Below are 22,712 nucleotides of genomic sequence, written 5' to 3'. Positions count from 1 at the left end.
TCCCCGCCGATGAGGGCCCTGCAATGACGCCTGACCTGGTCATTTTCGACTGCGACGGCGTGCTGGTCGACAGCGAGGGGCTGTCCGTTTCGGCGCTGCTTAGCATGATCACGCTTGCCGGCGGCAGTGTCAGCGAGGATGCCGCCTATGAGCATTTCCTCGGCAAAAGCATGAAAAGCGTTCGCGAAATCCTCGGTCGCGACTTCGGACTTGATATCACCGACCTGCATCTGAGCGAGATGCGCGTCGGGCTGATGCGCAAATTTCGCGACGAGCTGAAGCCGATCCCCGGCATCGGCCAGGTTCTTCCGAAGCTTACCGTGCCATGCTGCGTTGCTTCCTCCGGCACGCTGGATCGCATCCGCTATGCGCTCGACGTCACCGGGCTGCTCGGGCTGCTCGAGCCGCATCTGTTCAGCGCCGCCATGGTGGCGCGGGGCAAGCCGGCGCCGGACCTTTTTCTCCACGCAGCCGCCAAAATGGGAGCGATCCCGCAAAATTGCGTCGTCGTCGAGGACAGCCCCGTCGGCGTCGCGGCGGCACGGGCGGCGGGAATGCGCGTCCTGGCCTTCACCGGCGGCTCGCATGCCGGCAACCCGGCACTGAAAGCGCGGCTTGCGTCGAGTGAGCCGGACTTTATATTCGCTGACATGCTGCAACTGCCCGATCTGATTGCAGGCCTGGGAGCGAGAGTAAGAACATTTTGACGAACAGTTTCGTTTGCGCGGTCGATGTCGGCACCGGGAGCGCCCGTGCGGGCATTCTCGACACCAGAGGCACCTTGCTCGGCCGCGCCGAGCACCCGATCGTCATGAACCGGCCGAAGGCCGATCACGCCGAGCACGATTCGCAGGATATCTGGTCGGCGGTCTGCATTGCGGTGCGCGCCGCCCGCGAAAAAGCCGGGGTGTCAGCGCAGGATATCGTCGGCATCTCCTTCGACGCCACCTGCTCGCTGGTGGTGCGCGGCAAGGATGGTGGCCAGCTCAGCGTGTCGGTGTCAGGCGAAAGGCGCTGGGACACTATCGTCTGGCTCGATCACCGCGCTATTGCCGAGGCCGATGAATGCACCGAAAGCGGCCATGCCGTGCTCGACTATATCGGCGGCGTCATGTCGCCGGAAATGGAGACGCCGAAGCTGATGTGGCTGAAGCGCAACCTGCCCGCAACATGGAGCGAAGCCGGCTATCTATTCGACCTCGCCGACTTTCTCAGTTGGAAGGCAACCGGTTCGCTTGCCCGCTCGCAATGCACGCTGACCGCCAAATGGACCTATCTGGCGCATGAAGAGACCGGCTGGCGGCACGACTTCTTCAAAGCCGTCGGGCTCGGCGATCTTTTCGAGCACGGCAATCTGCCTGACAAGGCCAGCCCGGTGGGCGCCGATATCGGCCGGCTGAGCGCGCAAGCCGCGGCCGAGCTTGGCCTGAGCGAACAATGCCGGGTCGGCGCCGGCGTCATCGATGCCTATGCCGGCGCGCTCGGCGTGCTCGGCGGCTTCGCCGGCGATGAAACCAACATCGGCCGGCATCTGGCGCTGATCGCCGGCACTTCGAGCTGCGTCATGGCGATGTCGCCCGACCCGCAACCCTTTGCCGGGGTCTGGGGCCCGTATTATGGCGCGGCCCTTCCCCGGCTTTGGCTGTCGGAAGGCGGCCAATCGGCCACCGGCGCGCTGCTCGATCACATCATCCGCTGGCACGGCGCCGGCGGCGAGCCGGACGCCGCCATGCACGCCAGGATTGCCCGGCGCGTTGTCGAGTTGCGCGCCATAGAGGGCGAAAATCTGGCAGGAAGGCTGCATGTGCTGCCGGATTTCCATGGCAACCGCTCGCCGCTCGCCGACCCGCATGCCGTCGGCGTCATCACCGGTCTGACGCTGGATACCTCCTTCGACAGCCTGTGCAAGCTGTATTGGCGCACCGCCGTCAGCATTGCGCTGGGCGTGCGGCATGTGCTGGAAGCCCTGAACGAGAACGGCTATCTGATCGACACGCTGCATGTCACCGGCGGTCACACCAAGAACCCGCTGCTGATGGAGCTTTATGCCGACGCCACCGGCTGCACGGTGGTCGAGCCGCTGGCCGATGAGGCGGTGCTGCTCGGCACCGGCATGATCGCCGCCACCGCCGCCGGGCTTTTCCCCGATTTGAACGCCGCCTGCGTCGCCATGCAGCAAGGCGGCAAGACGCGAGAGCCCAATTCGGCGGCCGCCGGCCGGTTCGACCGCGACTACCGCGTGTTTTTGGAGATGCACCGGCAGCGGCAGGCGCTGGACGCGATCAGGTAGGCTCGAATGGCTTGTGCCGCTACCTCTGGTTCCAGCGCCGGATAATTGGCTCGCCAAGGTCGTGCTCATAACCGAGCACGCTTGTGCTGGCGGTATCCAGCACGAAAAGCGCGCCATCTTGCGGCGGCAGGCCGAGCCAGCGCGCCGTCAGCACCCGCAGAAAATGCGAGCTTGAGAACACCAGGACATTGCCGTTGACGTCGCGCAATTCATTGACGATCCGATCGGCCCTTGCGCCGACATCCTCTGCCGCCTCGCCGTCAGGGCAGCCGTCGCGAAACAGACGCCAGCCGGGACGCTCGACGAGGATCTGCTTCGTGGTCAGTCCCTCGTAAGCGCCGTAATCCCATTCCGCCAGATCGGCCTTCTTCATGCCGGCCGAACCGAAGCCGGCAAGCGCGCAGGTCTTGAAGGCGCGCTGCGACGGGCTCGACCAGACTGCCTGGAACGAAAGCCCCTGCAACCGCTCAGCGACCCGCCCGGCGGCCGCCTCGCCGGCTGGCGTCAACGGTATGTCGGTCAGGCCGGTGTGCTTTCCCGACGCGCTCCATTCCGTCTCGCCATGCCGAACCAGATGGATTTCGGGAAACGCGCTCATCCGCATGCCTTTCAAATAGGGGAAGTAGCTTCACTCTCCGCGATCAAAGCTGGATTCGCCGACGGCATCGACCGCATAACCTGTCGATTTCTATAACCAAAACCGGTCAGACGATAAGGCGGATTTGGCGGAGAAATGTTTCCAACGCAGCATCACTGTTTGCGACGCGACGAACACCATCAATCGATATTTTCCTAGACATCTGTAGACTGGTCATCGGCTTCTGGTATTCGGGCCAGACTTGTAGCAAAGCGATCCGTGACAAGGCCGAAGTCGCTGGCATTTGATTAGTGTGTCCCTCGAAGTGCCGCAGCAGAAACGCCTCATGGCAGGGCTGTTGCCATATGATGGAAACGTTGTGAGCTGCGGCCAAAATCTCGACCTGTTGGCGTCGCTGATGATCACCGTCTATTTGGTCCGAATCCATCAACACCGTTTTAAACCGAAACTCGGCCCTGCGAATGCTGCGGCGCTTTATTTCTTTCTCTGCACGCCGAATACGAGCAAGTGGATCGCCCGCACCAGGGTTGAGATTCACCACTTCAATGTGAAACGGCAATTCTGACGCTCTAACGATGTCATTCAAAAACCGCCCATAGGCCTGTTCGGATTCCCCCTCACAACCGAGAAAAATCGGAGTGCGAGAGGGTACCATTGCTCCACGTCGCTTCATCCGATTTGGGGAACCGCGCCGTATGTTCCGCCGAGATACTTCTTGTAGAGATTGTCACTCCGCCTGACTGACTGAACATCCATCAAGCTGTAAATTCGCGATCTTCCCTGCCGATCCTTTTCGCAGAATACGATCTCTTCCTTGGTCAGGTCGTCGAGTAGGGAAACCGAGTGGCACGATGTCCACAACTGCGCCTGATAAAGGTTTCTCTCGGCGTCATAAAACCAGCGTATGATTTCGGGCAGTATCAACGGGTGGATGGAAAGATCAAGTTCATCGACGATTGCAATCCCGCCCTTCTGCAAGGCGAGCAGTAAAAGCGGAAAAACCTTGATGAACGAGCGGGTGCCGTGACTCTCTAATTGCCACGGCATGTCAACGTGCAGACCTTCATGTCTGAACAAAGCGGTAGGCCCGGTAGGCGTCTGCACTATCTGCATATGCTCGACGCCTAAATCAATGCGCTGAAGATCGCGATTGAGAGCATCGACAGCAGACGGGCGCTGGGCGAGGAATTGGAATAAGTCCCCGTCGGTGGGATCAGTGCGGTCCATCAGAATATTTCTGAAAACAGTCTCCGCTGCCTGCAAAAGCACCTTCGATGGCTCGTGCTCAAAAAGCGCAAGCGTCGCCACGACGCTTGCGTCTTGCCTGACTTTGTCAATGACTTGGCTGAAGCCTGAAAGAGGGAATGTCTTTGAGCCTTGGAGGGGTTTGTCGCCGTCGCGCTCGAATACCTTTAGCCATTTGCCGTGTCCGTTCCGCTTTTGGCGCAACACCTCCCGTGTGACTCTCCGAATTTCGCCGTCTTTTGGCAGGAGTTCCAACTCATAACGGTAGGTTCCAAATAGACCTTCACCGCGCGCTGCAGCGTCCTGTGCTGCAAACGACATATCCATCAATCCGCCTGCCTCGATCGCAAGCCGAATAGGCTTGTTGGCAGATTCTTCGTCATTGAAGCGCTCACAAGGAAGAGAGCCTTTGTTTTGAAAGCTCTCCCGCAAAAACCAGGGAATGAAGGCCAAGGCTTTCAGTACAGTCGATTTGCCGGAGCCATTCGCTCCGAAAAGCGCCACCACTTTGGGCGCTCTCTCATCCGCTCCTGGAAAAATAGGGGCGAACCGCTCTGGATAGTCAGGCACGTTCCTCGGTATCCGAAGATCGAGCACCTGCAGGTCCCGCACGGAATAGAAGTTTTCGATTTCGAGGCGGTAAAGCATACAGCGCCAAATATGACCTTTTAAGCCGAGTTTCAACAAAAAATTGCCAAAAGCAGCCGCAGGAGTGAAGAGATAGCGGCTGTCGTGCTAAGGACGCCGATTGGAGGAGACGTGGTCACGCTGCCAAACGCGGGAGGTTCACGCCTCTGGCTCAATAGCTGCTCACTCCTCCTCCCTTGCCTTCATGTGGCGTTTCGTTCAAAAGACGGCGCAAACGCTGCGAAACCGAAGGTTTTGCCGTTTGAAGTGCGGCTTCCGGCTCGATCCCGACGCGCCGCAATCGGATAGGCGAAAAAATGTCTGCGATCGAAGCCGGCGCGCGCGCGCCGGAAAATCTTTGGCGTCAGGAAATCAGGGCGACGCTGGCGCTCGCCTGGCCGATGGTGCTCACCAATCTCGGCCAGACCGCGATGACCGCCACCGACGTCATGATGATGGGGCGGCTGGGTCCGGACACGCTGGCCAGCGGCGCGCTCGGCGCCAACCTCTATTTCATGCCGCTGATCTTCGGGCTCGGCCTGATGTTGGCGACCTCGCCGATGATCGCCACGGAACTCGGCCGCCGTCGCCACTCCGTGCGCGATCTGCGCCGCACCGTGCGGCAGGGCCTGTGGCTGGCAATCCTGATCTCAATCCCGATCTGGATATTTCTCTGGTACGGCGAGGCCGTGTTGCTGGCCATGGGCCAGGAACCGGCGCTGGCGCATCAGGCCGGCATCTACCTGCGCTGGCTCGAATGGGCGGTGCTGCCCTTCTACGGCTATATCGTCCTGCGCTCGTTCATCTCGGCGCTGGAGCGGCCTGGTTGGGCGCTGGTCATCGTCTTCGTTGCCGTTGCCTGCAATGTCTTCTTCAACTGGGTGTTTATGTTCGGCAATCTCGGCGCTCTTGCGATGGGCATCGCCGGCTCCGGCCTCGCCACCACGCTGTCCAGCACGCTGATGTTCGCCGGCATGGCGGCGGTGGTGATGCTTGAGCCGAAGTTTCGCCGCTATCAACTGTTCGGGCGGTTCTGGCGGGCCGACTGGCCGCGCTTCAAGGGCCTGCTGCGGCTCGGCCTGCCGATCGCCGGGCTACTCGCCTTCGAGGTGACGATCTTCAACGCGGCGGCCCTTCTCATGGGGCTGATCGACGCGGCCTCGCTCGCTGCGCACGCCATCGCCATCCAGATCGCCTCGATCAGCTTCATGGTGCCGCTTGGCCTCAACCAGGCGGCGACGGTGCGCGTCGGGCTCGCCCATGGCGCCGGCAATCCGGAAGGTGTTTCCCGCGCCGGCTGGACCGCTTTTGTCATCGGCGTCTCGTTCATGGCGCTGATGGGGCTGGTGATGATCCTGTGGCCGCAACTGCTGATCAGCGCCTTCATCGATCTCGGCGACCCGGCCAATGCCACTGTGATCGGGCTTGCCGTGTCGTTCCTGGCCTTTGCCGCGCTGTTCCAGATTTTCGATGGCGCACAGGCGGTGGCCGCCGGCATGCTGCGCGGCCTGCACGACACCCAGGTGCCGATGATCTATGCCGCGATCGGCTATTGGGGCATCGGCCTGCCGCTCGGCGTGCTGCTCGCCTTCCATTCCGGGCTCGACGGCGTCGGCATCTGGATAGGCCTGTCGTTGGGGCTCGCGGTGGTGGCGGCGCTGCTCCTGGCGCGCTGGCTGCGGCGCGACAGGATCGCGCCGCCGCTCACCTTTGGGCATTGATGAAAGCGGCTTCGTCACGAGGAGGGCGGGGGTCGTGACGTCTATGGATATTTCGTCTGATTTGCAGTCGCGGCCTGTGGGCTTAAGTCGCTTTGCAACTCCTTAGGCAGTGGAAGGCTTGAGCACCGCAAGTGCACCGCGCGGGCGAACAATTTTCGTTGCTTCTGCTGGTGCTCCTTGATGGCTGCTGCGAGCCCTAATCCGTACGGGCCAAGAAAGACGCCGGTTCCCCAGCCCGGCTGCTTTTTTTCGCGAGCGTCGTAGTCCGAAGCCTCCATGCGGGCTTGCTGGCATTCCGGCGACGCCCATTTCCGGTCTTGCTTCGAAAGCGACGCTCCATAGTCGACAGGAGAGGTCGCGCACCCGGCTACTGTCGCGGCCAACGCGACCAACATTGCAATTCTCATCCCAAGCCCTTGATTAAGCATTGCGAGAGTACACAGAACTCTTCTTCCAACAAGGAGATAGCTCCGAAGAAGCGAAGAAGGCGTTCGAACGCCAAGCGCAGAGGCGGCTTGCTAGTTTGAAGTCGCCCGTCGTTCAAGCGAGCGTGCATATTGCGTCAGCGGGAAGCACATGACGAAGAAGATCAGCGCGACCAGCCCGTAGACGGTGAACGGCTCGAAGGTCGCATTGTTGATGGCGTTGGATGTCCTGACCAGTTCCTCGAAACCGATGATCGAAGTGAGCGCAGTCGACTTGATCAGCTGCACCAGGAAACCGACGGTCGGGGCGCGGGTGATCGAAAACGCCTGCGGCAGGATGATCAGCCTCAGTTCCTGCAGATAGTGAAGTCCGAGACTGGCGCCGGCGTCCCACTGGCCGCGCGGCAGCGCATCGACGCCGCCGCGCCAGATTTCGGCGAGATAGGCACTGGCGAAGAAGGTGAGGCCAAGTGCTGCGGCGGTCCACGGTTCGATTCGCAAGCCCAGCATCGGCAGGCCGAAGAACATCAGGAAGAGCTGCATGAGCAGCGGCGTTCCCTGGAAAAGCGCGATGTAGCCCGACGCAAGGCGCCGCGCCCATTTATTCTTGGCGATCCGGAAGAACAGTACGAGCATGCCGACCACGCCACCGCCGACGAAAGCCGCCAGCGACAAAAGCACCGTCCAGCGCGCGGCGAGCAGAAGGTTGCGGACGATATCCCAGAAGGTGAATTCGATCATGACACGCCGGCTCCCAGAGCGCGGCGGCCGCCGCTGACCAGCAGCCGGCGCAGCCCCATCGACAGGACGAGATAGACCATCGTCACCACGAAATAGGTCTCGAAAGCACGGAAGGTGCGCGCCTGCAGCATGTCGGCCTCGTAGGTCAGTTCGCGCACCGCGATCTGTGACACCACGGCGGACTCCAGCATCATGATGATGATCTGGCTGGTCAGCGCCGGAAAGATCACCTTGAGCGCTTGCGGCAGCACGATCTTGACGAAGACCTGACGCAGCCTGAGCCCAAGCGCAAGGGCTGCTTCCGTCTGACCGCGCGGCACCGCGTCGAGCCCGGCGCCGACGATCTCGATCGTGTAGGCCGCCATGTTGAGTGTCATTGCCAGCATGGCGGCCAGCAGCGGATCGAGCCTCACGCCGATGCTGGGCAACCCGAAGAAGATGAAGAACAGCTGCACAAGGAACGGCGTGTTCCTGATAATTTCGACATAGACGCCGATTGCCCGCTTGAGCAGCAAGGGGCCGTTTCGCCGCCCTGCTGCGCCGAGGATGCTGAGGAACGTTCCCGCCAGCGTGGTCACGGCGATCAAAAGGATCGTCATGGCCGCCCCGCGCGCGATCGCACCTGTCGCATCGGCAAGCCAGCCGAAGTCGAGGCTGTAGCCCATGATCGGTCCTTACCCCGGAGATCAATCCTTGAGGTTGTCGGGATTGAGCGGTGTTTTGAGCCAGGCTTTCGAGCTTTCGTCCAGCTTGCCGTCGGCCAGCATCTTGGCGACCGCGTCGTTGACCGCCTGCTTCAGGCGGTCCTCGTTCTTGTTGAGGCCGATATGCGAGGGCGAGGTGAGAAGCTGGAACTTCTGCTCCGGCTTCAGTGCCTCCTGGCGGGCGAGCACCTGGGCGCCGACATCGTTGCCGACGACCATCAGCTGGGTCTGACCCGAGATGAAGGCCTGGATGACGGAATTATAGTTGTCGAAACGGCGGATGTCGGCCGAGGCGGGTGCTGCCTCGGTCAGTGACGTATCTTCCAGCGTGCCGCGGTTGACGGCGATCGACTTGTCGGCGAGATCGTCCTTGCCTTCGACCTTGAGCGCGGCCGGGCCGATGACGGCGATATAATAGGGCGCGTAGGCGGCGGCGAAATCGATCACCTGCTCGCGCTCCTTGGAGTAGCCGACGCTCATCAGGATATCGACGCGCTTGTCGGTAAGATACGGAATGCGGTTCTGCCCGGTCACGCTGACCAAGTTGAGCTTGACCTTGAGCTGGTCGGCGATGAACTGCGCCACGTCGATGTCATAGCCCTTGATGCTCATATCGGCACTGGCCGAGGAGAAGGGCGGAAAGTCGGAGAAAATGCCGACATTGATCGCGCCGGCCTTGGTGATGTCGTCGAGCGCGTCGGCATTGGCGGCCTGGGTGCCAAGACCGAGGCCGGCGAGCATCAGCACGGCGGCGATGGATGATTTCATGTGAAATGTCATTGTCGTTCCCCTGCTGGAAGCTTGTTTGTTGAATGCGGCCGCCGGCTCCAGCGCGGCGCTCGCCTTGGAAGTTCTTGCCTGATGCGTCAGGCTCGCTTGCCTGAGAGCGCCGGGCTGAACACCATCAGGCTGAGGATCTCGAACAGCACCTGCGCGCCGGCATGGGCGGTGTTGGTGGTCGCGTCATATTGCGGCGCCACCTCGACGACGTCGCCGCCGACGATGTTGAGGCCCTTCAGGCCGCGCAAGAGTTCAAGCACTTCCCGCGTCGTCAGCCCGCCTACTTCCGGCGTGCCGGTGCCCGGCGCAAAGGCCGGGTCGATGCTGTCGATGTCGAAGGACACATAAGTCGGGCCATCGCCAACGATCTGGCGCGCCTTCGCGATGATGGCGGGCATGCCGAGGCCGGTCACCTCTTCGGCATGCACGACGGTCATCCCGGATTCGTAGGTGAACTCCCAAAGATACTCGGCCGAGCCGCGGATACCGATCTGGATGGTGCGCGACGGATCCAGCACCCCGTCCAGCACCGCGTTGCGGAACGGCCCGCCATGGTGGAACTTGGTCATGTCGAACAGGCCGCTGGTGTCGCAATGGGCGTCGATGTGGATCATGCCGACCGGCGCCTTTTTGCCGACAGCCTTCAGGATCGGGTGGCTGATCGAGTGATCGCCACCGACCGAAAGCGGAATGACGCCGGCGTCGACGATCTGGTTGGTGCGGCGCTCGATGTCGTCATGGCTGGTCTCCAGCCGGTAACGGCTCTGGAACGGCACGTCGCCGATGTCGGCCACCTTCAGCTCATGTGTCGGCGCGCATTCCAGCACATGATTGTAGGGGCCGATGCGCTCGATTGCGCGCAGCGCCCTTGGCCCGAAGCGGGCGCCCGGCCGGTTGGTCACGCCAAGGTCCATCGGCACGCCGATCATCGCCACGTGCAGATCGCCGAAATCAGGATTGTCGGCGGCTATTTCCCGGTAAGGCGCGCTGAGGAAGGTCGGGATGCCGGAATAGGGCGCCAGCCGCGTGCCGCTCTTGGAAAAAATCTTGTCGGCGACGCGGCGGAATTTTGGGTCAAACATCTCGCCGCCATGGCTTTCGCCGTATTTGCGGCGCAACGCTTCGAGCTTGCCGCTGTTATAACCCATGTCGGTCCTCCATGGCTGGTGCAGTGCGGCCATCAATGACGGTCGCCATTCCTGCCGGCTGCCTGCGGATTTCACGTCTTGATGCTGTACGCGCCAAAGTGTCTTGCAGCTGCATTGAAAAATCAATTGATATTGTTAGGGTCTTTGCTGTGAGAAAATCTCACATTAATGTCGAGCACGATCTTATCCGAAAACCGGGTCCCACTTCTGGGGATCGTGCTCCTTTGAGGCTCCGATGGCCAAGCGTCTGCCTCCCCTGAATCCATTGCGGGCCTTCGAGGCGACGGCGCGCCATGCCTCGCTGACCAAGGCGGCGGCTGAGCTCAACGTCACCCACGGCGCCGTCAGCCATCAGATCAAGGCGCTCGAACAGTCGCTGGGCGTCAAGCTGTTCGAGCGCGCCGGTCAGCGGGTGAAGCTGACGCCGCACGGCGCCGAATTGCTGCCGGCGGTGTCGACCGCCTTCGACGGCATCGCCGCCGCCACGCAGCGCATGACAAGGCCGGCGAGCACCGGCGCCCTGTCGGTCTCCTGCGTGCCGGCACTGCTGCTGCTGTGGATGATCCCGCGGCTCGGCAGCTTCACCTCGCAGTATCCCGATATCAGGCTGACGCTGATCCCGTCGAATGATGCCAAGGACGTCCGCGCGCCGCATATCGATATCTGCGTGCATTATGGCGATGGCAGCTGGACCGATTGCTGGATGCGCAAATGGTCGGGCCTCGAACTGTTCCCGGTGGTCAGCCCGACGCTGATCAACAACCGTCCGATCCGCACCGTGCGCGACCTTGCCGATCACGTCTTCCTGCATGGCGACGACGGCCGTGAATGGCACACTTGGCTGGCCGCCGCCGATGCGCTGGATCTGGAGCGCGGCCGCCGCCACCATCTCGGCGATGCTCGCACGGCGACCGAGGCGGCGGTTCATGGCCATGGTGTCGCGCTTGGCGATACGGTGACCGCAAGCGGGCTCTTAGCCAGGGGACTGCTTGTCGCACCGTTCAGCCTGTCGGTGCCGGCGGTCGACGATTTCTATGTCGTCTGCCGCAACGAGATGAGGTCGGCCCCGATCGTGCAGCTGTTCATCGACTGGCTGTTTGCCGAAAAGGAGCAGGCCGACGGCCGCGCCGATGCGCCGGTGGCGGGCCGCATCGGCATCCGCAGGAAGCGTCCGGCGCTGAGAGTGATCGGCGCCAAGACGGCGTCCTGAGGCTGCAGCAGCCGAAGCAGCGCGCTTCCCGCAGCGTTTCCTTTTTGTCGGGCCAGCCGGCAAAGCGGGAGGCGCATTCAAAAATTCAATGCTAAGAGGCATTTGGAGCAATTCCCGGAATAGTGCGCAGCGGCTTCCCGGGAAAAGCGCTAAACAAAAGCTAGGGCGAGCAGCGAAGGCGGCATCGAGACATGACCAAGACCGATATAGCGCGGCGCGTCTACAACCACACCTGGAAGCTCGACCCGATTGTCCGCAGCCTGCTCGACACCGATTTCTACAAGCTGCTGATGCTGCAGATGATCTGGGGCATGTATCCCAAGATCGACACCACCTTCTCGCTGATCAACCGCACCACCTCGGTTCGCCTTGCCGAGGAGATCGACGAAGCAGAACTGCGCGATCAGCTCGACCATGCCCGCACCTTGCGCTTCTCGAAGAAAGAGATGATCTGGCTTGGCGGCAACACCTTCTATGGCCGCAAGCAGATTTTTGAACCGGAATTCCTCGCCTGGCTCGAGAATTTCCAGCTGCCGGAATACGAGCTTTCCAAGCGCGATGGCCAGTACGAGCTCACGTTCAGCGGTCCGTGGATGTACACGACGCTGTGGGAGATCCCAGCGCTGGCAATTATCAATGAACTTCGCTCTCGCGCCGCCATGCGGGCGTTCGGGCCCTTCGCGCTCGACGTGCTCTATGCTCGCGCCAAGGCCAAGATGTGGGCCAAGACCGAGCGGCTGAAAGCGCTGCCGGATATCCGCATTTCGGATTTCGGCACCCGCCGCCGGCATTCCTTCCTGTGGCAGCGCTGGTGCGTCGAAGCGCTGAAGGAAGGCATCGGCGAGGCTTTCACCGGCACCTCCAACGTGCTTTTGGCCATGGACAACGACCTCGAGGCGCTCGGCACCAACGCGCATGAACTGCCGATGGTGTTCGCCGCGCTCGCCAATTCGGAAAAGGAAATGAAGCAGTCGCCCTACAAGGTGCTGCAGGACTGGCAGCGCTACTATGGCGGCAATCTGCTGATCGTGCTGCCGGACACCTTCGGCACCGCGGCGTTCCTGCGTGACGCGCCGGACTGGATCGCCGACTGGACCGGTTTTCGCCCCGACAGCGCGCCGCCGATCGAAGGCGGCGAAAAGATCCTTTCCTGGTGGCGCGGAAAGGGCAAGGACCCCAGACAGAAGCTGCTGATTTTCTCCGACGGGCTCGAGGTCGAGACCATCGAGGAAACCTACCGCCATTTCCACGGCAAGGTGCGCATGTCCTTCGGCTGGGGCACCAATCTGACCAATGATTTCGAGGGCTGCGCGCCGACCAAAACCAACCGGCTCGACGCCATCTCGCTTGTCTGCAAGGTCACCGAGGCCAATGGCCACCCGGCGGTCAAGCTCTCCGACAATCCGGCCAAAGCCACGGGCGACGAAAAAGAGATCGAGCGCTATTTGCGCATATTTGGCGAGAAAGACCGCGTGGAGCAGCTGGTCAAGGTGTGAGGGGGCTGCGAATGGTTTCGCGTCGCCAAAAGGGAAATCTCGGATAGCGTGAGTTCCCGCCCACCCCCCTCTGTCCTGCCGGACATCTCCCCCGCAACGGGGGAGATCGGCAGTTCGTTCGAACGGCGCCCTTCCTGCAACGTCGAAGATTGGCGAAAGCCGACGTGCCAGCCAATCTCCCCCCTTGCGGGGGAGATGTCCGGCAGGACAGAGGGGGGTGTGAAGGATCACTGCGGGCGAGCATATTCTTTCTGGACGGGAGCTTTCATCTGTTCGGCTTTCATCGCATCACCCACCCCAGCCTTCGCCCATGCCTCCGATCGCGGCCACGTCCTGCTTCTGCCCACCGGCTACTACGTCGCCGGCGGTGCGCTCGCGGTCGCCGCCAGCTTCCTTGTGCTGGCACTGCTGCCGTCAGACTTTCCCGACCGTTTCTGGCGGCGGCGCCTGCCGCTTTTTGCATTCGGCGACCGCGCGCGGGCGGTCGTCAGCTTGATATCCTTTGCCGGCTTTGCAATTCTGGTTGCGGCCGGCCTGTTCGGCAGCCGTGATCCGCTCTCCAACCCGCTGCCGCTGGCGATCTGGACGCTGCTCTGGGTTGGCCTGGTTCTGCTGCAGGGGCTGTTCGGCAATCTCTGGTCATGGCTCAACCCCTGGTACGGGCCCTGGCGTGTCATTTCCCGCCTGTTCGGCAATCGCAAGACATGGCGACCGCCTGCGTGGCTCGGCTGCTGGCCGGCTTTCGCGCTGTTCTTCGCCTTCGCCTGGTTCGAGTTGATCGACCCGGCGCCCGACGACCCGGCGCGGCTCGCCTGGGCCGCCGGCCTTTATTGGCTGCTGAGTTTTGCCGCCATGCAGGTGTTCGGCTACCGCGACTGGACCCGGCGCGGTGAGTTCCTGACCGTCTTCCTCGCCATGGTGGCGCGCTTCGCCCTGCTTGAGCGCGACGAAGGCAAGCGCAATGAAGGCGGGCGCAAGGAAGGTAGCCGGCTCAGTCTGTGCTGGCCGGGCGCCAAGCTCAGCAATGCCGCGCCGCTGTCGCTCAGCGGCATTGCTTTCCTGCTGCTGGCGCTGTCGTCGGTGTCGTTCGACGGCCTGTCGAAAACCTTCTTCTGGTTCGGCCTGTTCGGGCTCAACCCGCTGGAATTCCCGGGCCGCACGGCGGTGATCGGCATCGGCAGCTTCGGGCTCGTGCTGATGTTCGTCTTGCTTGCAGCCGCGTTCATCATTGCCATTGTCCTTGGCCAGCATCTTGCCGGCAGCCCGCATTCCCTCAGTCAGGCCGCAGGGCTGCTGGTCTGGTCGATCGTGCCGATCGCGCTCGCCTATCATGTTGCGCACTATCTGACGACGCTGCTCGTCGACGGCCAATACGCCATGGCTGCGCTTTCCGACCCGTTCGCGCTGGGCTGGAACCTGTTCGGCACCGCCGACATGCGGATCGAAGCCGGCGCGGCCGCCGGCGCCGGCTCGGCATGGTGGCTGTGGAATTTTCAGGCCGGTATCATCATCATTGGCCACATGCTCGCCGTGCTCGTCGCGCATGGCCTCGCCTGGCGATTGCACCCGCGTCCCGCCGGCGCCGCGCTCAGCCAGTTTCCGCTCACCGTGCTGATGATCGCCTATACGGTCTTCGGCCTGTGGTTGCTTGCCACGCCTTCGGTCGGGTGAGACAAAACCCGGCTTCGATGACGTCGATCGGTCCTCAGGGGAAAGCTCGCTTGCCACGTCAGGGCTTTGATGATTTAGTTTGTACACATGCAATTTCGGCGCTCTCACCAAGAGTGGCCCGTCTCGCTACAGCCATTGGTCAAAACTCAAAAACAAGGGGAACTGCCGTGACTGACAAGAATGGGTTTTTCGATCTCTCCAAAACCGGTCTCACCCGCCGCACCGCGCTGAAGGGGTTGGCCGCGGGCGCCGGCCTTGCCGTCGCGCCTGGGTTCGTGCGCTACAGCCAGGCGCAAAGCTCGGCGCCGATAAAGATCGGCTTCCAGTGCCACCGCACCGGCATCGGCGCCGCCTATGGCCGCTGGTACGAGCGGACCACCGCAGCCGCGGTCAAGGCGATCAACGAAGCCGGCGGCATCAACGGCCGGCCGGTCGAGGTGATCATCGAGGATGACGGCACCGATCCCGGCCGCGGCGCCGAAGTGGTCGGCAAGTTCGCCACCCAGCATAAGACCGACATCGTCTACGGCACGCTGTTTTCGCATGTCGTCATCGGCTCGGCGCCCGCCGCCGGTGAGGCCAAGATGCCCTATTTTGTCGTCAGCGAAGGCCACCACGTCGCCTCGACCAAGCTCAACCGCTACGTCTTCCAGCCCGGCATCACCGACGTGAAGAGCCAAATCCAGGCGATGGCGCCGTGGATCGCGGCGAATGCCGGCAAGAAGGTGACGCAGATTTTCCCCGATTTCGCCTTCGGCTACGACCATCGCGACTACCTGCCGCCGGCGCTGAAGGCGCAGGGCGCCGAGGTCATCGCCCAGATCGCCATCCCGCCGACGGAATCGTCCTTCACCAAATACTTCCCGCAAATCCCGGCCGAAACCGAGGTGATCTACCACGTCATGGTCGGCCCTGCGGTGCTCACCTTCGTCAAGGAACTCGGCGAGTTCTACGGCTCCAGCCGGCCGCAGCTGTTCGGCTTCATCGATTCGCTCGAAGCCACCGACATCAACAGCCCCGGCCTCGAATTCCTCGACGGCAGCCATTTCTGGGAAGGCTCGCCGCGCTACGCGCAGCCAGATGATTCCGCCGCGCAGAAGGCCTATCGCGCCGCTGTCGGCATCGACGACAATGGCGCTGCCGTCGGCGATCCGAAGGACGTCTCCACCGCCGCGCACATGTTCGGCTGCTGGGAAACGCTCTATGTCGTCAAGAAGGCGATGGAGGATGCCGGCTACAAGGGCCCGGAAGACCGCGCCAAGCTGGTCGAGGCGACCGAGGCCTTGACCGAGTTCGCCGAGGGCCCCGAGCATCCGCAAGGGCCGAAGACCTTCAACGGCAAGATCCACCAGTGTTTTGGCATCCAGAACATCTCAAAGGTCGAAGGCGGCCGGCTGAACGTCGTCCACAAGACCAAGATCGAGGACGGCCTCTACGAGCCGGAAGGGGATTACACGACGCAGCCGCTGTGAGCTTGCACCCCGCCAGCGTATAGCCGATGCACTTCGGACCCCACCTTCTCCTCGCCGCCCTCGAAGGCCTCGTCACCTCCGCCGTGCTGGCGCTGACGGCGCTTGGCCTGTCGCTGGTGTTCGGCGTCATGCGCGTCGTCAATGTCGCCCATGGCGAGTTCTTCATGCTCGGCGCGGTGCTTGCCTGGGCGATCTCCACGGCGATATCAGGCCATCCGGCGCTCGGCTTCGTGGCAGCCCTGGCGCTGGCGCCGCTGATCGTCGGCCTGATCGCGCTGGTCTCCGAACGGCTGGTGCTGCGCCGGCTGAATTACAATCCGGAAGCCACCATCGTCGCCACCATCGGCATGCTCTACATCATCCAGCAACTGGCGCTGACCTTTTATGGTCCGGAGGCACGGCCGGTGGAGCCGCCCTTCAGCTACCGCATCCTTTTGCCGTGGTTCGGCTACTCCGGCTACAAGCTGTCGATCATCGCCGCATCCGCGCTTCTGCTGGTGGCGACCTGGTTCGTGCTGACGCGTACGAAAATCGGCCTCGTCATGCGCGCCACGCAATATGACAGCGAAACGGCGCAGGCCTTTGGCATTCCGGTCGACCGCGTCTATGCCGGCGTCTTCGCGCTCGGCGCGATGCTGGCGGCGGTGGCCGCGGTGCTGATCGTGCCGATCAGCCAGGCGCATTATTTGATGGGACAGGACCCGCTGCTGCTGTCCTTCATCGTCGTCATCATCGGTGGCCTCGGCTCGCTGCGCGGCACCGTCGTCGCTGCCGTGCTCATCGGCCTGTCGGACGGCATCATCTCGGTGTTCTTCTCGCCGACGCTGGCCAAGATCATCGCCACGCTGCTGGTCGCCATGGTGCTGGTGTTCCGGCCGCAAGGCCTGTTCGGGACGGCATCGCGATGAAGGAGGCTTCACCGTCAAAAGCCTATGCGTTGCATCTTGGCGTCATCGTCCTGCTGTTTGCCCTAAGCTTCGTCCTGCCGGAATATCACCACGGGCTGCTCGCCCGCATCATGGTGCTGGCGGTTTTCGCCATGGGCTACAACCTGCTGTTCGGCTATGTCGGGTTGCTCAGCCTCGGCCACGCCATGTTCTTTTCGGCTGGGCTCTATGGCGCAGGCCTTGCCGTCATCCAGCTCGGCTGGAGCGTGCCGGCCGCCTTCGCCGCCGGCCTTGCCTGCGGCGCGCTTCTCGCGCTGGTGATCGGGCTGCTGGCGCTGCGCACTTCCGGTGTCGCCTTCATGATCGTCACCATGATGTTCGCGCAGGTGTTCTATCTCATAATCCTCTATCTCGCGGCCTGGACCGGCGGCGATCAGGGCTTGGTGGTGCCGCAGTCGGCGCGTGTGCTTGTTTTGGGCGACACCTCGCTCGGCCTCACCAATCCGACCGTGCGCTACATGAGCGCGCTGGTCCTGTTCTCGATCGTGCTGCTGGTGACGCTCGGCATAGTCCGCTCCAGGTATGGCCGTGTGCTGGTCGCCATCCGCGAAAACGAGGAGCGGACCAAAATGCTTGGCTACGACATTTTTTCCAACAAGCTTGCCGCGGTCGTCGTCTCCGGCACCATCTGCGCGGCATCGGGCGCCGCCTACGCGCTGCTGTTCGGTTATGTCGGCTCGACCTTCGCCTCGGTGCAATATTCCATCCTGCCGTTGCTCTGGGTGCTGCTCGGCGGTGCTGCGACCACGCTCGGTCCGCTGATCGGCACGCTGTTCATGTACTATGTCGTCGACGTCACCAGCGGTTACACCTCGGCCTATCTGCTGATCGTCGGCATCGCCCTCATCCTGCTGGTGCTGTTCTTTCCCAGGGGCATTCTCGGCACCATCCGTCAGCGCTGGCTCGGATGGCTGCCATGATGCCGCTGCTGACGACCAAAGGCCTGTCCCGCAATTTCGGCGGCCTGCGCGCTGTCGATGGTGTCGATTTCGCCCTCATGCCGGGCGAGATCCGCGCCGTCATCGGCCCGAATGGCGCCGGCAAGACCACCTTCGTCAGCCTGATCAGCGGCCGCATCCAGCCGTCATCGGGCATGATCGTCTTCGACGGCGCCGACATTACCAACCTGGCGGCCTACGCCAGGGTCCGCCTTGGCATCGCCTACACCTTCCAGATCACCAGCGTCTTCGCCAACCTCACCGCCTACGACAATGTCGCGCTGCCGGTGCAGCGCACGCTGACCGACGGCCGCTCGAAGGGTGCTGTGCATGCCGGCGTCATGGCGGCGCTGGAGCGCACCGGCCTTGCCGACCGCGCCCATATGCCGGCCGGGCAATTGTCCTATGGCCATCAGCGCCTGCTCGAAGTGGCGATGGGGCTGGCGCTGAAGCCGCGCCTGCTGATCCTCGACGAGCCGACGCAGGGGCTGGCCGACAGCGAGATCGACAATTTCATCGGGCTGGTGCGCGAGATCGCCAAAACTGCCACCGTGCTTCTGATCGAACACAACATGCCGGTGGTCATGCATCTCGCCGACCGCATCACCGTCTTCAACGCCGGCAAGATCCTGGCCGAAGGCACGCCCGAGCAGGTCCGCGCCAATGCCGAGGTGCAGGACGCCTATCTGGGGACGACCCCATGACGCAACCGAGGGCTGAAGCACTGACCATCTCCGGGCTCGATTGCTTCTACGGCGAGGTCCAGGTGCTCTACGGCCTCGACCTCGTGCTGAACAAGGGCGAGGTGCTTTGCTTGTTCGGCCGCAACGGCGCCGGCAAGACGACGACGCTGAAGGCGATCATGGGCCTCGTTCCGTCACGCGCCGGCTCGATCAGGCTCGACGGCAGGGAATTGACCGGCCTGCCGGCGCACGACGTGCCGAAGGCCGGCGTCGCCTATGTGCCGCAGGGCCGGCGGCTGTTCGCTGAGATGACGGTGGCCGAAAACATCGAGATTGGCCTGATGGCCCGCGGCAAGGGCAAGGCGACGCGCGAAAACGTGCTCGAGCTCTTCCCGCTGCTGCGCCAGCGGCTGAGACAACGCTCCGGCACGCTGTCGGGCGGCGAGCAGCAGATGCTGGCCATGGCGCGGGCCCTGTGCCTCGAACCGCAGGTGCTTCTGCTCGACGAGCCGACCGAAGGGCTGATGCCGTCGATGATCGCAAAAATTCGCGAGACAGTAGCGAAGCTGCGCAACCTTGGCGTCTCGACGATCCTGGTCGAGCAGCGCGTCGATGCCGTGCTGTCCGTCGCCGACCGGGTCTCGTTCATCGAAAACGGCCGCAACCGCGAGACCGTCGATGTCGAGGAGCTCCGCGCCGATCCGTCGGCGGTCCGCCGCTATGTCGGCGTCGGCTGATCAGCGAAAGAACAGGAAACCCGCGATCAAAAATATCGGGACCAGCACCGCGCCCGACCATGCCATGTAGCCAAAGAAGCCCGGCATTTTCACGCCGCGATGCCTGGCAATGGCGTAAACCATGAAATTCGGTGCATTGCCGATGTAGGTGTTGGCGCCCATGAACACCGCGCCGGCCGAGATCGCCGCCAGCGTCGAGGCGAAGGTGGTCATCAGATGCTGCGGGTCGCCGCCGGCGAGCTCGAAGAACACCAGATAGGTCGGCGCATTGTCGAGGAAGGAAGATAGCGCTCCGGTCATCCAGAAATACGCCAGGTCGTTGGGCTCACCGGTGGGCGAGCTGACAAGCGAGACCAGCGGCGCCAGCGCGCCATCGGCACCGGCCCTGAGAATGGCGATGACCGGCACGATGCAGATGAAGATGCCGGCGAACAGTTTCGCCACCTCTGATATCGGCTCCCAGTGGAAGTTGTTCGCCTGCCGGTGGCTTTTCTGCGAGACGCCGAGCGAAAGGAACGCAAGCGCCAGGATGATGGCGTCGCGCACAAGGTTCTGCAATTCAAGGCTCACGCCCTGGACCGAGAAAGCCACGCCCGGCTTCCAGGTCGCGGAAAGCAGGATCGCGCCGATCACCCCGCCCAGCAGCGGGAGGTTGGCCAGGCCTCGGATGCGCACCTTCGTGTCCGGTGTCGGATCCTTGATCTTCGGTGCGCCGGCCTCGCGGTGATGCAGGATGATGTCCATGGCAAGGAAGACGGCCAGCACCAGGCCGCCGACGAACAGTGTCTCCTGATAGAGATTGGCAGCGGTCCAGAAGAAATCGACGCCCCGCAGGAAGCCGACGAACAGCGGCGGATCGCCCAGCGGCGTCAGCGAGCCGCCGATGTTCGACACCAGGAAAATGAAGAAGATGACGACATGGGCGTTGAACGGCCGGTTGTCGTTGGCGCGCAGGATCGGCCGGATCAGGATCATCGAGGCGCCGGTCGTGCCGATGACCGAGGCGAGCATCGCCCCGATCAGCAGCAGTCCGGCATTCACCAGCGGCGTGCCGTGGATGTTGCCGGCGACGAGGATGCCGCCCGAAATGGTGAACAGCGCAAACAGAAGAATGATGAACGACATGTATTCGGTGAGCAGCGCATGCAGCACCGCCTCTGTAGCCGAAGCCATGCCGAACGCCAGCGCCAGAGGCACGACCGCAAGCGCCGCCCAGAACAAGGTGATCTTGCCGTAGTGGTGCTCCCAGACATGGTGGAAGAGCAATGGCCCGGTGGCGATCGACAGAAGCAGGCCGGCAAAGGGCAGCGCCCACCACAGCGACATTGTTTCGCCCGGCAGCTCGTGGGCTTCGGCTGCAAGCGCCATTCCCGGAAACAGGGATGCCACCACAGCGCCCGCTGTCAAAGCCGCCGCAAACCGCATAATGCCCCCTGTGGAATTGTGTCGAATGCGATCGGTGATGTTCAAGCCAGCGTCACGCCGGCATCGCGCATTCGGTTCAGCATCGTCTCGAGTGAGCCATTGAGATCGATGCCGCGGCAGGCGTCGAGCCGCACTGTCGTGTGAAAGCCGTGCTTGACCGCATCGAGCGCCGAGAAGGCGACGCAATAATCGGTCGCCAGGCCGACCAGGGTCAGCGTGTCGATGCCGCGCTCCTTGAGATAGCCGGCAAGGCCGGTCGGCGTCGCATGGTCGTTCTCGAAGAAAGCCGAATAGCTGTCGATCTCCGGACGGAAACCCTTGCGGATCACCAGTTCGGCCCTGGTCCAGGCAAGACCCGAATGGAAATCCGAACCCAGGCTGCCCTGGATGCAGTGGTCGTGCCACAGCGTCTGCGGGCCGTACGGCATTTCAATCGTTTCGAACGGCTGCTTGCCGGGATGACTGGAGGCAAAGCTCGAATGGCCGGCGGGATGCCAGTCCTGCGTCAGCACGACATGTTCGGTCCGGCGGATCAGGTCGTTGACCAGCGGCACGATCTCGTCGCCGCCGGCCACCGCCAGCGCGCCGCCCGGACAGAAATCGTTCTGCAGGTCGATGATGACAAGCGCTTCGTCGGCCATGGAGCCTCCCTCTTGTTTGTCCCGGAGGCATGAAGTCTGCCGAAACGTGGAATCCGGTGTTCGAACCCGCCGAAAATGCCGCTGACGCAACCGATGCAGAAACTTGACCAGATGGCCGGCTGCGTCAACTCCAACGGCATAACAAATGCGTGCCGTCGCGCCGATGCGGACGCCGGCGCAAAACTCTGGCTTTGACAATTCCTGCCGGCTTGATATCATTTGCATACGAATGAATTTGACCCGGCTCGGAGGCCGGCAAGTTCCGTCGGCAACCCTTTTTTGGGAAGGCCCATTTTGGGAAGGCCCATTTTTTTTGGGAAGGCGGGCGTGATCCGTTACGCGAAACCCACCACCATAGACGAGGCGCTCGCTTTGCTTGGCGAGGCTCCGTGGCGCATCCTTGCCGGCGGTACGGATTTCTACCCGGCACAAGGAGCCAAGCCTTTCCGCGACAATGTCCTCGACATCAACGGCCTGGCGACGCTGCGCGGTATTGCTGAGACCGACAGCCATTGGCTCATCGGCGCGCGCACGACCTGGACCGATCTTGTCCGTCATCCGCTGCCGGCGGCCTTCGACGCGCTGAAGCAGGCGGCGCGGGAAGTCGGCTCCGTCCAGATCCAGAACGTCGCCTCCATCGCCGGCAATCTCTGCAACGCCTCCCCGGCGGCCGACGGCGTGCCGGCGCTGCTCGTCCTCGACGCCGAGGTCGAACTGCGCGCGGTGGCGATGGTCCGCCATCTGCCGCTGGAAAAATTCATCCTGGGGAACCGCCGCACGGAACTGCAGCCGGGCGAAATGGTCACCGCCATCCGCGTGCCGAAAAACGCGGCCACCGGCACGTCGGTTTTCGAAAAACTCGGCGCGCGCCGCTATCTCGTCATTTCGATAGCGATGGCGGCGGCTCGCTTGATCATTGAGGATGGCATCGTCGCCAACGCCGCCGTCGCCGTCGGCTCCTGTTCGGCGGTCGCCAGGCGTCTCTCGGGCGTCGAAGCAGCCTTGCGCGGCCTCCCGGTCAACGACGCTCTCGTCGCTGCGATCCAGTCCGCACCGATGGACGAGCTTTCGCCGATCGACGACGTGCGCGGCAGCGCCGAATACCGGCTGGACGCCGCGCGCGAAATTGTCGCCCGCGCCGTTCTCGGTGCCGCGGGTCACGCGTCGGTCGAGAAGGTAGCGGCGGCATGAGCCAAGCTCAACCTGGCATGAC

General features: G+C 62.9%; 22 protein-coding genes. 12 read left to right on the top strand and 10 right to left on the bottom strand.

What is annotated here, in order from left to right:
- Positions 1-23 precede the first annotated feature (23 nt).
- The gene (locus AC0L28_RS26305; protein WP_473481131.1) at positions 24-707 is read left to right on the top strand and encodes an HAD-IA family hydrolase; all 684 of its coding nucleotides are present in this window, start codon (positions 24-26) and stop codon (positions 705-707) included.
- Entirely contained in the window at positions 704-2,290 is a 1,587-nt protein-coding gene (locus tag AC0L28_RS26300) for an FGGY-family carbohydrate kinase (RefSeq protein WP_473481129.1), read from the top strand. Before AC0L28_RS26305 ends, AC0L28_RS26300 begins: the two co-directional genes overlap by 4 nt.
- A 19-nt stretch (positions 2,291-2,309) precedes the next feature.
- Here AC0L28_RS26300 and AC0L28_RS26295 read toward each other — a convergent pair whose 3' ends face one another.
- The 3 genes from AC0L28_RS26295 to AC0L28_RS26285 all read right to left on the bottom strand — a co-directional run bounded on the left by AC0L28_RS26295 (position 2,310) and on the right by AC0L28_RS26285 (position 4,817).
- Complete coding sequence (locus AC0L28_RS26295; RefSeq protein ID WP_287319065.1) at positions 2,310-2,888, bottom strand: histidine phosphatase family protein; 579 nt, start codon at positions 2,886-2,888, stop codon at positions 2,310-2,312.
- Between the two features lie 106 nt (positions 2,889-2,994).
- A complete protein-coding gene (locus AC0L28_RS26290) occupies positions 2,995-3,543 on the bottom strand; it encodes an RloB domain-containing protein (RefSeq protein WP_473481127.1) in 549 nt (182 codons plus the stop codon).
- Between the two features lie 14 nt (positions 3,544-3,557).
- Positions 3,558-4,817 (bottom strand): AAA family ATPase, encoded by a 1,260-nt coding sequence (locus tag AC0L28_RS26285; RefSeq protein ID WP_473481125.1) that lies wholly within the window; start codon positions 4,815-4,817, stop codon positions 3,558-3,560.
- Between the two features lie 260 nt (positions 4,818-5,077).
- Between AC0L28_RS26285 and AC0L28_RS26280 the strand changes: the two genes are divergently transcribed.
- Positions 5,078-6,481, top strand: coding sequence for an MATE family efflux transporter (locus AC0L28_RS26280; RefSeq protein ID WP_473481123.1), 1,404 nt, complete (start codon positions 5,078-5,080; stop codon positions 6,479-6,481).
- Positions 6,482-6,522: 41 nt separating this feature from the next.
- Here AC0L28_RS26280 and AC0L28_RS26275 read toward each other — a convergent pair whose 3' ends face one another.
- The 5 genes from AC0L28_RS26275 to speB all read right to left on the bottom strand — a co-directional run bounded on the left by AC0L28_RS26275 (position 6,523) and on the right by speB (position 10,279).
- The gene (locus AC0L28_RS26275; protein WP_473481121.1) at positions 6,523-6,888 is read right to left on the bottom strand and encodes a hypothetical protein; all 366 of its coding nucleotides are present in this window, start codon (positions 6,886-6,888) and stop codon (positions 6,523-6,525) included.
- A 111-nt stretch (positions 6,889-6,999) separates the two neighbouring features.
- The gene (locus AC0L28_RS26270) at positions 7,000-7,647 is read right to left on the bottom strand and encodes an amino acid ABC transporter permease (RefSeq protein WP_027152165.1); all 648 of its coding nucleotides are present in this window, start codon (positions 7,645-7,647) and stop codon (positions 7,000-7,002) included.
- Positions 7,644-8,312, bottom strand: coding sequence for an amino acid ABC transporter permease (locus AC0L28_RS26265; RefSeq protein ID WP_023801531.1), 669 nt, complete (start codon positions 8,310-8,312; stop codon positions 7,644-7,646). The genes AC0L28_RS26270 and AC0L28_RS26265 overlap by 4 nt, the downstream gene beginning before the upstream one ends.
- Before the next feature lie 21 nt (positions 8,313-8,333).
- Positions 8,334-9,131 carry a transporter substrate-binding domain-containing protein gene (locus AC0L28_RS26260; RefSeq protein ID WP_473481119.1) on the bottom strand — a complete coding sequence of 266 codons (798 nt, stop codon included), beginning with the start codon at positions 9,129-9,131 and terminating at the stop codon, positions 8,334-8,336.
- An 86-nt stretch (positions 9,132-9,217) separates the two neighbouring features.
- Positions 9,218-10,279 carry an agmatinase gene (gene speB / locus AC0L28_RS26255; RefSeq protein ID WP_473481117.1) on the bottom strand — a complete coding sequence of 354 codons (1,062 nt, stop codon included), beginning with the start codon at positions 10,277-10,279 and terminating at the stop codon, positions 9,218-9,220.
- 235 nt (positions 10,280-10,514) lie between these two features.
- On the opposite strand from speB, the gene gcvA reads away from it, so the two are divergent.
- The 8 genes from gcvA (at position 10,515) to AC0L28_RS26215 (ending at position 19,433) form a co-directional block, all read left to right on the top strand.
- Positions 10,515-11,489 (top strand): transcriptional regulator GcvA, encoded by a 975-nt coding sequence (gcvA, locus tag AC0L28_RS26250; protein ID WP_023801534.1) that lies wholly within the window; start codon positions 10,515-10,517, stop codon positions 11,487-11,489.
- 191 nt (positions 11,490-11,680) lie between these two features.
- Positions 11,681-12,985, top strand: a complete 1,305-nt coding sequence (pncB, locus tag AC0L28_RS26245; RefSeq protein ID WP_023801535.1) for a nicotinate phosphoribosyltransferase — start codon at positions 11,681-11,683, stop codon at positions 12,983-12,985.
- A 195-nt stretch (positions 12,986-13,180) separates the two neighbouring features.
- Positions 13,181-14,656 carry a hypothetical protein gene (locus tag AC0L28_RS26240; RefSeq protein ID WP_287173240.1) on the top strand — a complete coding sequence of 492 codons (1,476 nt, stop codon included), beginning with the start codon at positions 13,181-13,183 and terminating at the stop codon, positions 14,654-14,656.
- A 167-nt stretch (positions 14,657-14,823) separates the two neighbouring features.
- Entirely contained in the window at positions 14,824-16,128 is a 1,305-nt protein-coding gene (locus tag AC0L28_RS26235; RefSeq protein ID WP_287071127.1) for an ABC transporter substrate-binding protein, read from the top strand.
- A 26-nt stretch (positions 16,129-16,154) separates the two neighbouring features.
- Positions 16,155-17,036, top strand: coding sequence for a branched-chain amino acid ABC transporter permease (locus tag AC0L28_RS26230; protein WP_027152158.1), 882 nt, complete (start codon positions 16,155-16,157; stop codon positions 17,034-17,036).
- Positions 17,033-17,995 carry a branched-chain amino acid ABC transporter permease gene (locus tag AC0L28_RS26225; RefSeq protein ID WP_287173243.1) on the top strand — a complete coding sequence of 321 codons (963 nt, stop codon included), beginning with the start codon at positions 17,033-17,035 and terminating at the stop codon, positions 17,993-17,995. Before AC0L28_RS26230 ends, AC0L28_RS26225 begins: the two co-directional genes overlap by 4 nt.
- Positions 17,992-18,717, top strand: a complete 726-nt coding sequence (locus AC0L28_RS26220) for an ABC transporter ATP-binding protein (RefSeq protein WP_287173246.1) — start codon at positions 17,992-17,994, stop codon at positions 18,715-18,717. Before AC0L28_RS26225 ends, AC0L28_RS26220 begins: the two co-directional genes overlap by 4 nt.
- Positions 18,714-19,433 carry an ABC transporter ATP-binding protein gene (locus tag AC0L28_RS26215; protein WP_473481113.1) on the top strand — a complete coding sequence of 240 codons (720 nt, stop codon included), beginning with the start codon at positions 18,714-18,716 and terminating at the stop codon, positions 19,431-19,433. Before AC0L28_RS26220 ends, AC0L28_RS26215 begins: the two co-directional genes overlap by 4 nt.
- On the opposite strand, the gene AC0L28_RS26210 is transcribed toward AC0L28_RS26215, so the two are convergent.
- Positions 19,434-20,858, bottom strand: a complete 1,425-nt coding sequence (locus tag AC0L28_RS26210) for a sodium:proton antiporter (protein WP_287173252.1) — start codon at positions 20,856-20,858, stop codon at positions 19,434-19,436. It lies immediately after the preceding gene.
- 41 nt (positions 20,859-20,899) lie between these two features.
- Positions 20,900-21,499, bottom strand: a complete 600-nt coding sequence (gene pncA, locus AC0L28_RS26205; RefSeq protein ID WP_287173255.1) for a bifunctional nicotinamidase/pyrazinamidase — start codon at positions 21,497-21,499, stop codon at positions 20,900-20,902.
- 327 nt (positions 21,500-21,826) lie between these two features.
- Between pncA and AC0L28_RS26200 the strand changes: the two genes are divergently transcribed.
- Positions 21,827-22,690: an FAD binding domain-containing protein gene (locus AC0L28_RS26200; RefSeq protein WP_287173257.1), complete on the top strand. Its 864-nt coding sequence runs from the start codon at positions 21,827-21,829 to the stop codon at positions 22,688-22,690.
- The last annotated feature ends 22 nt before the right edge of the window (positions 22,691-22,712 follow it).

Source organism: Mesorhizobium sp. WSM4847, assembly GCF_055811335.1.
The sequence above is the reverse complement of the archived record's forward strand: the minus strand, read 5'-3'. Positions and strand labels throughout refer to the sequence as shown.

Excerpts from the sequence above, each read along its gene's own strand:
- AC0L28_RS26305 (WP_473481131.1), top strand. The coding sequence starts at position 24 with ATGACGCCTGACCTGGTCATTTTCGACTGCGACGGCGTGCTGGTCGAC.
- AC0L28_RS26295 (WP_287319065.1), bottom strand. The coding sequence starts at position 2,888 with ATGAGCGCGTTTCCCGAAATCCATCTGGTTCGGCATGGCGAGACGGAA.
- AC0L28_RS26290 (WP_473481127.1), bottom strand. The coding sequence starts at position 3,543 with ATGGTACCCTCTCGCACTCCGATTTTTCTCGGTTGTGAGGGGGAATCC.
- AC0L28_RS26280 (WP_473481123.1), top strand. The coding sequence starts at position 5,078 with ATGTCTGCGATCGAAGCCGGCGCGCGCGCGCCGGAAAATCTTTGGCGT.
- AC0L28_RS26275 (WP_473481121.1), bottom strand. The coding sequence starts at position 6,888 with ATGAGAATTGCAATGTTGGTCGCGTTGGCCGCGACAGTAGCCGGGTGC.
- AC0L28_RS26270 (WP_027152165.1), bottom strand. The coding sequence starts at position 7,647 with ATGATCGAATTCACCTTCTGGGATATCGTCCGCAACCTTCTGCTCGCC.
- AC0L28_RS26265 (WP_023801531.1), bottom strand. The coding sequence starts at position 8,312 with ATGGGCTACAGCCTCGACTTCGGCTGGCTTGCCGATGCGACAGGTGCG.
- AC0L28_RS26260 (WP_473481119.1), bottom strand. The coding sequence starts at position 9,131 with ATGACATTTCACATGAAATCATCCATCGCCGCCGTGCTGATGCTCGCC.
- speB (WP_473481117.1), bottom strand. The coding sequence starts at position 10,279 with ATGGGTTATAACAGCGGCAAGCTCGAAGCGTTGCGCCGCAAATACGGC.
- gcvA (WP_023801534.1), top strand. The coding sequence starts at position 10,515 with ATGGCCAAGCGTCTGCCTCCCCTGAATCCATTGCGGGCCTTCGAGGCG.
- pncB (WP_023801535.1), top strand. The coding sequence starts at position 11,681 with ATGACCAAGACCGATATAGCGCGGCGCGTCTACAACCACACCTGGAAG.
- AC0L28_RS26240 (WP_287173240.1), top strand. The coding sequence starts at position 13,181 with ATGTCCGGCAGGACAGAGGGGGGTGTGAAGGATCACTGCGGGCGAGCA.
- AC0L28_RS26230 (WP_027152158.1), top strand. The coding sequence starts at position 16,155 with ATGCACTTCGGACCCCACCTTCTCCTCGCCGCCCTCGAAGGCCTCGTC.
- AC0L28_RS26225 (WP_287173243.1), top strand. The coding sequence starts at position 17,033 with ATGAAGGAGGCTTCACCGTCAAAAGCCTATGCGTTGCATCTTGGCGTC.
- AC0L28_RS26220 (WP_287173246.1), top strand. The coding sequence starts at position 17,992 with ATGATGCCGCTGCTGACGACCAAAGGCCTGTCCCGCAATTTCGGCGGC.
- AC0L28_RS26215 (WP_473481113.1), top strand. The coding sequence starts at position 18,714 with ATGACGCAACCGAGGGCTGAAGCACTGACCATCTCCGGGCTCGATTGC.
- AC0L28_RS26210 (WP_287173252.1), bottom strand. The coding sequence starts at position 20,858 with ATGCGGTTTGCGGCGGCTTTGACAGCGGGCGCTGTGGTGGCATCCCTG.
- pncA (WP_287173255.1), bottom strand. The coding sequence starts at position 21,499 with ATGGCCGACGAAGCGCTTGTCATCATCGACCTGCAGAACGATTTCTGT.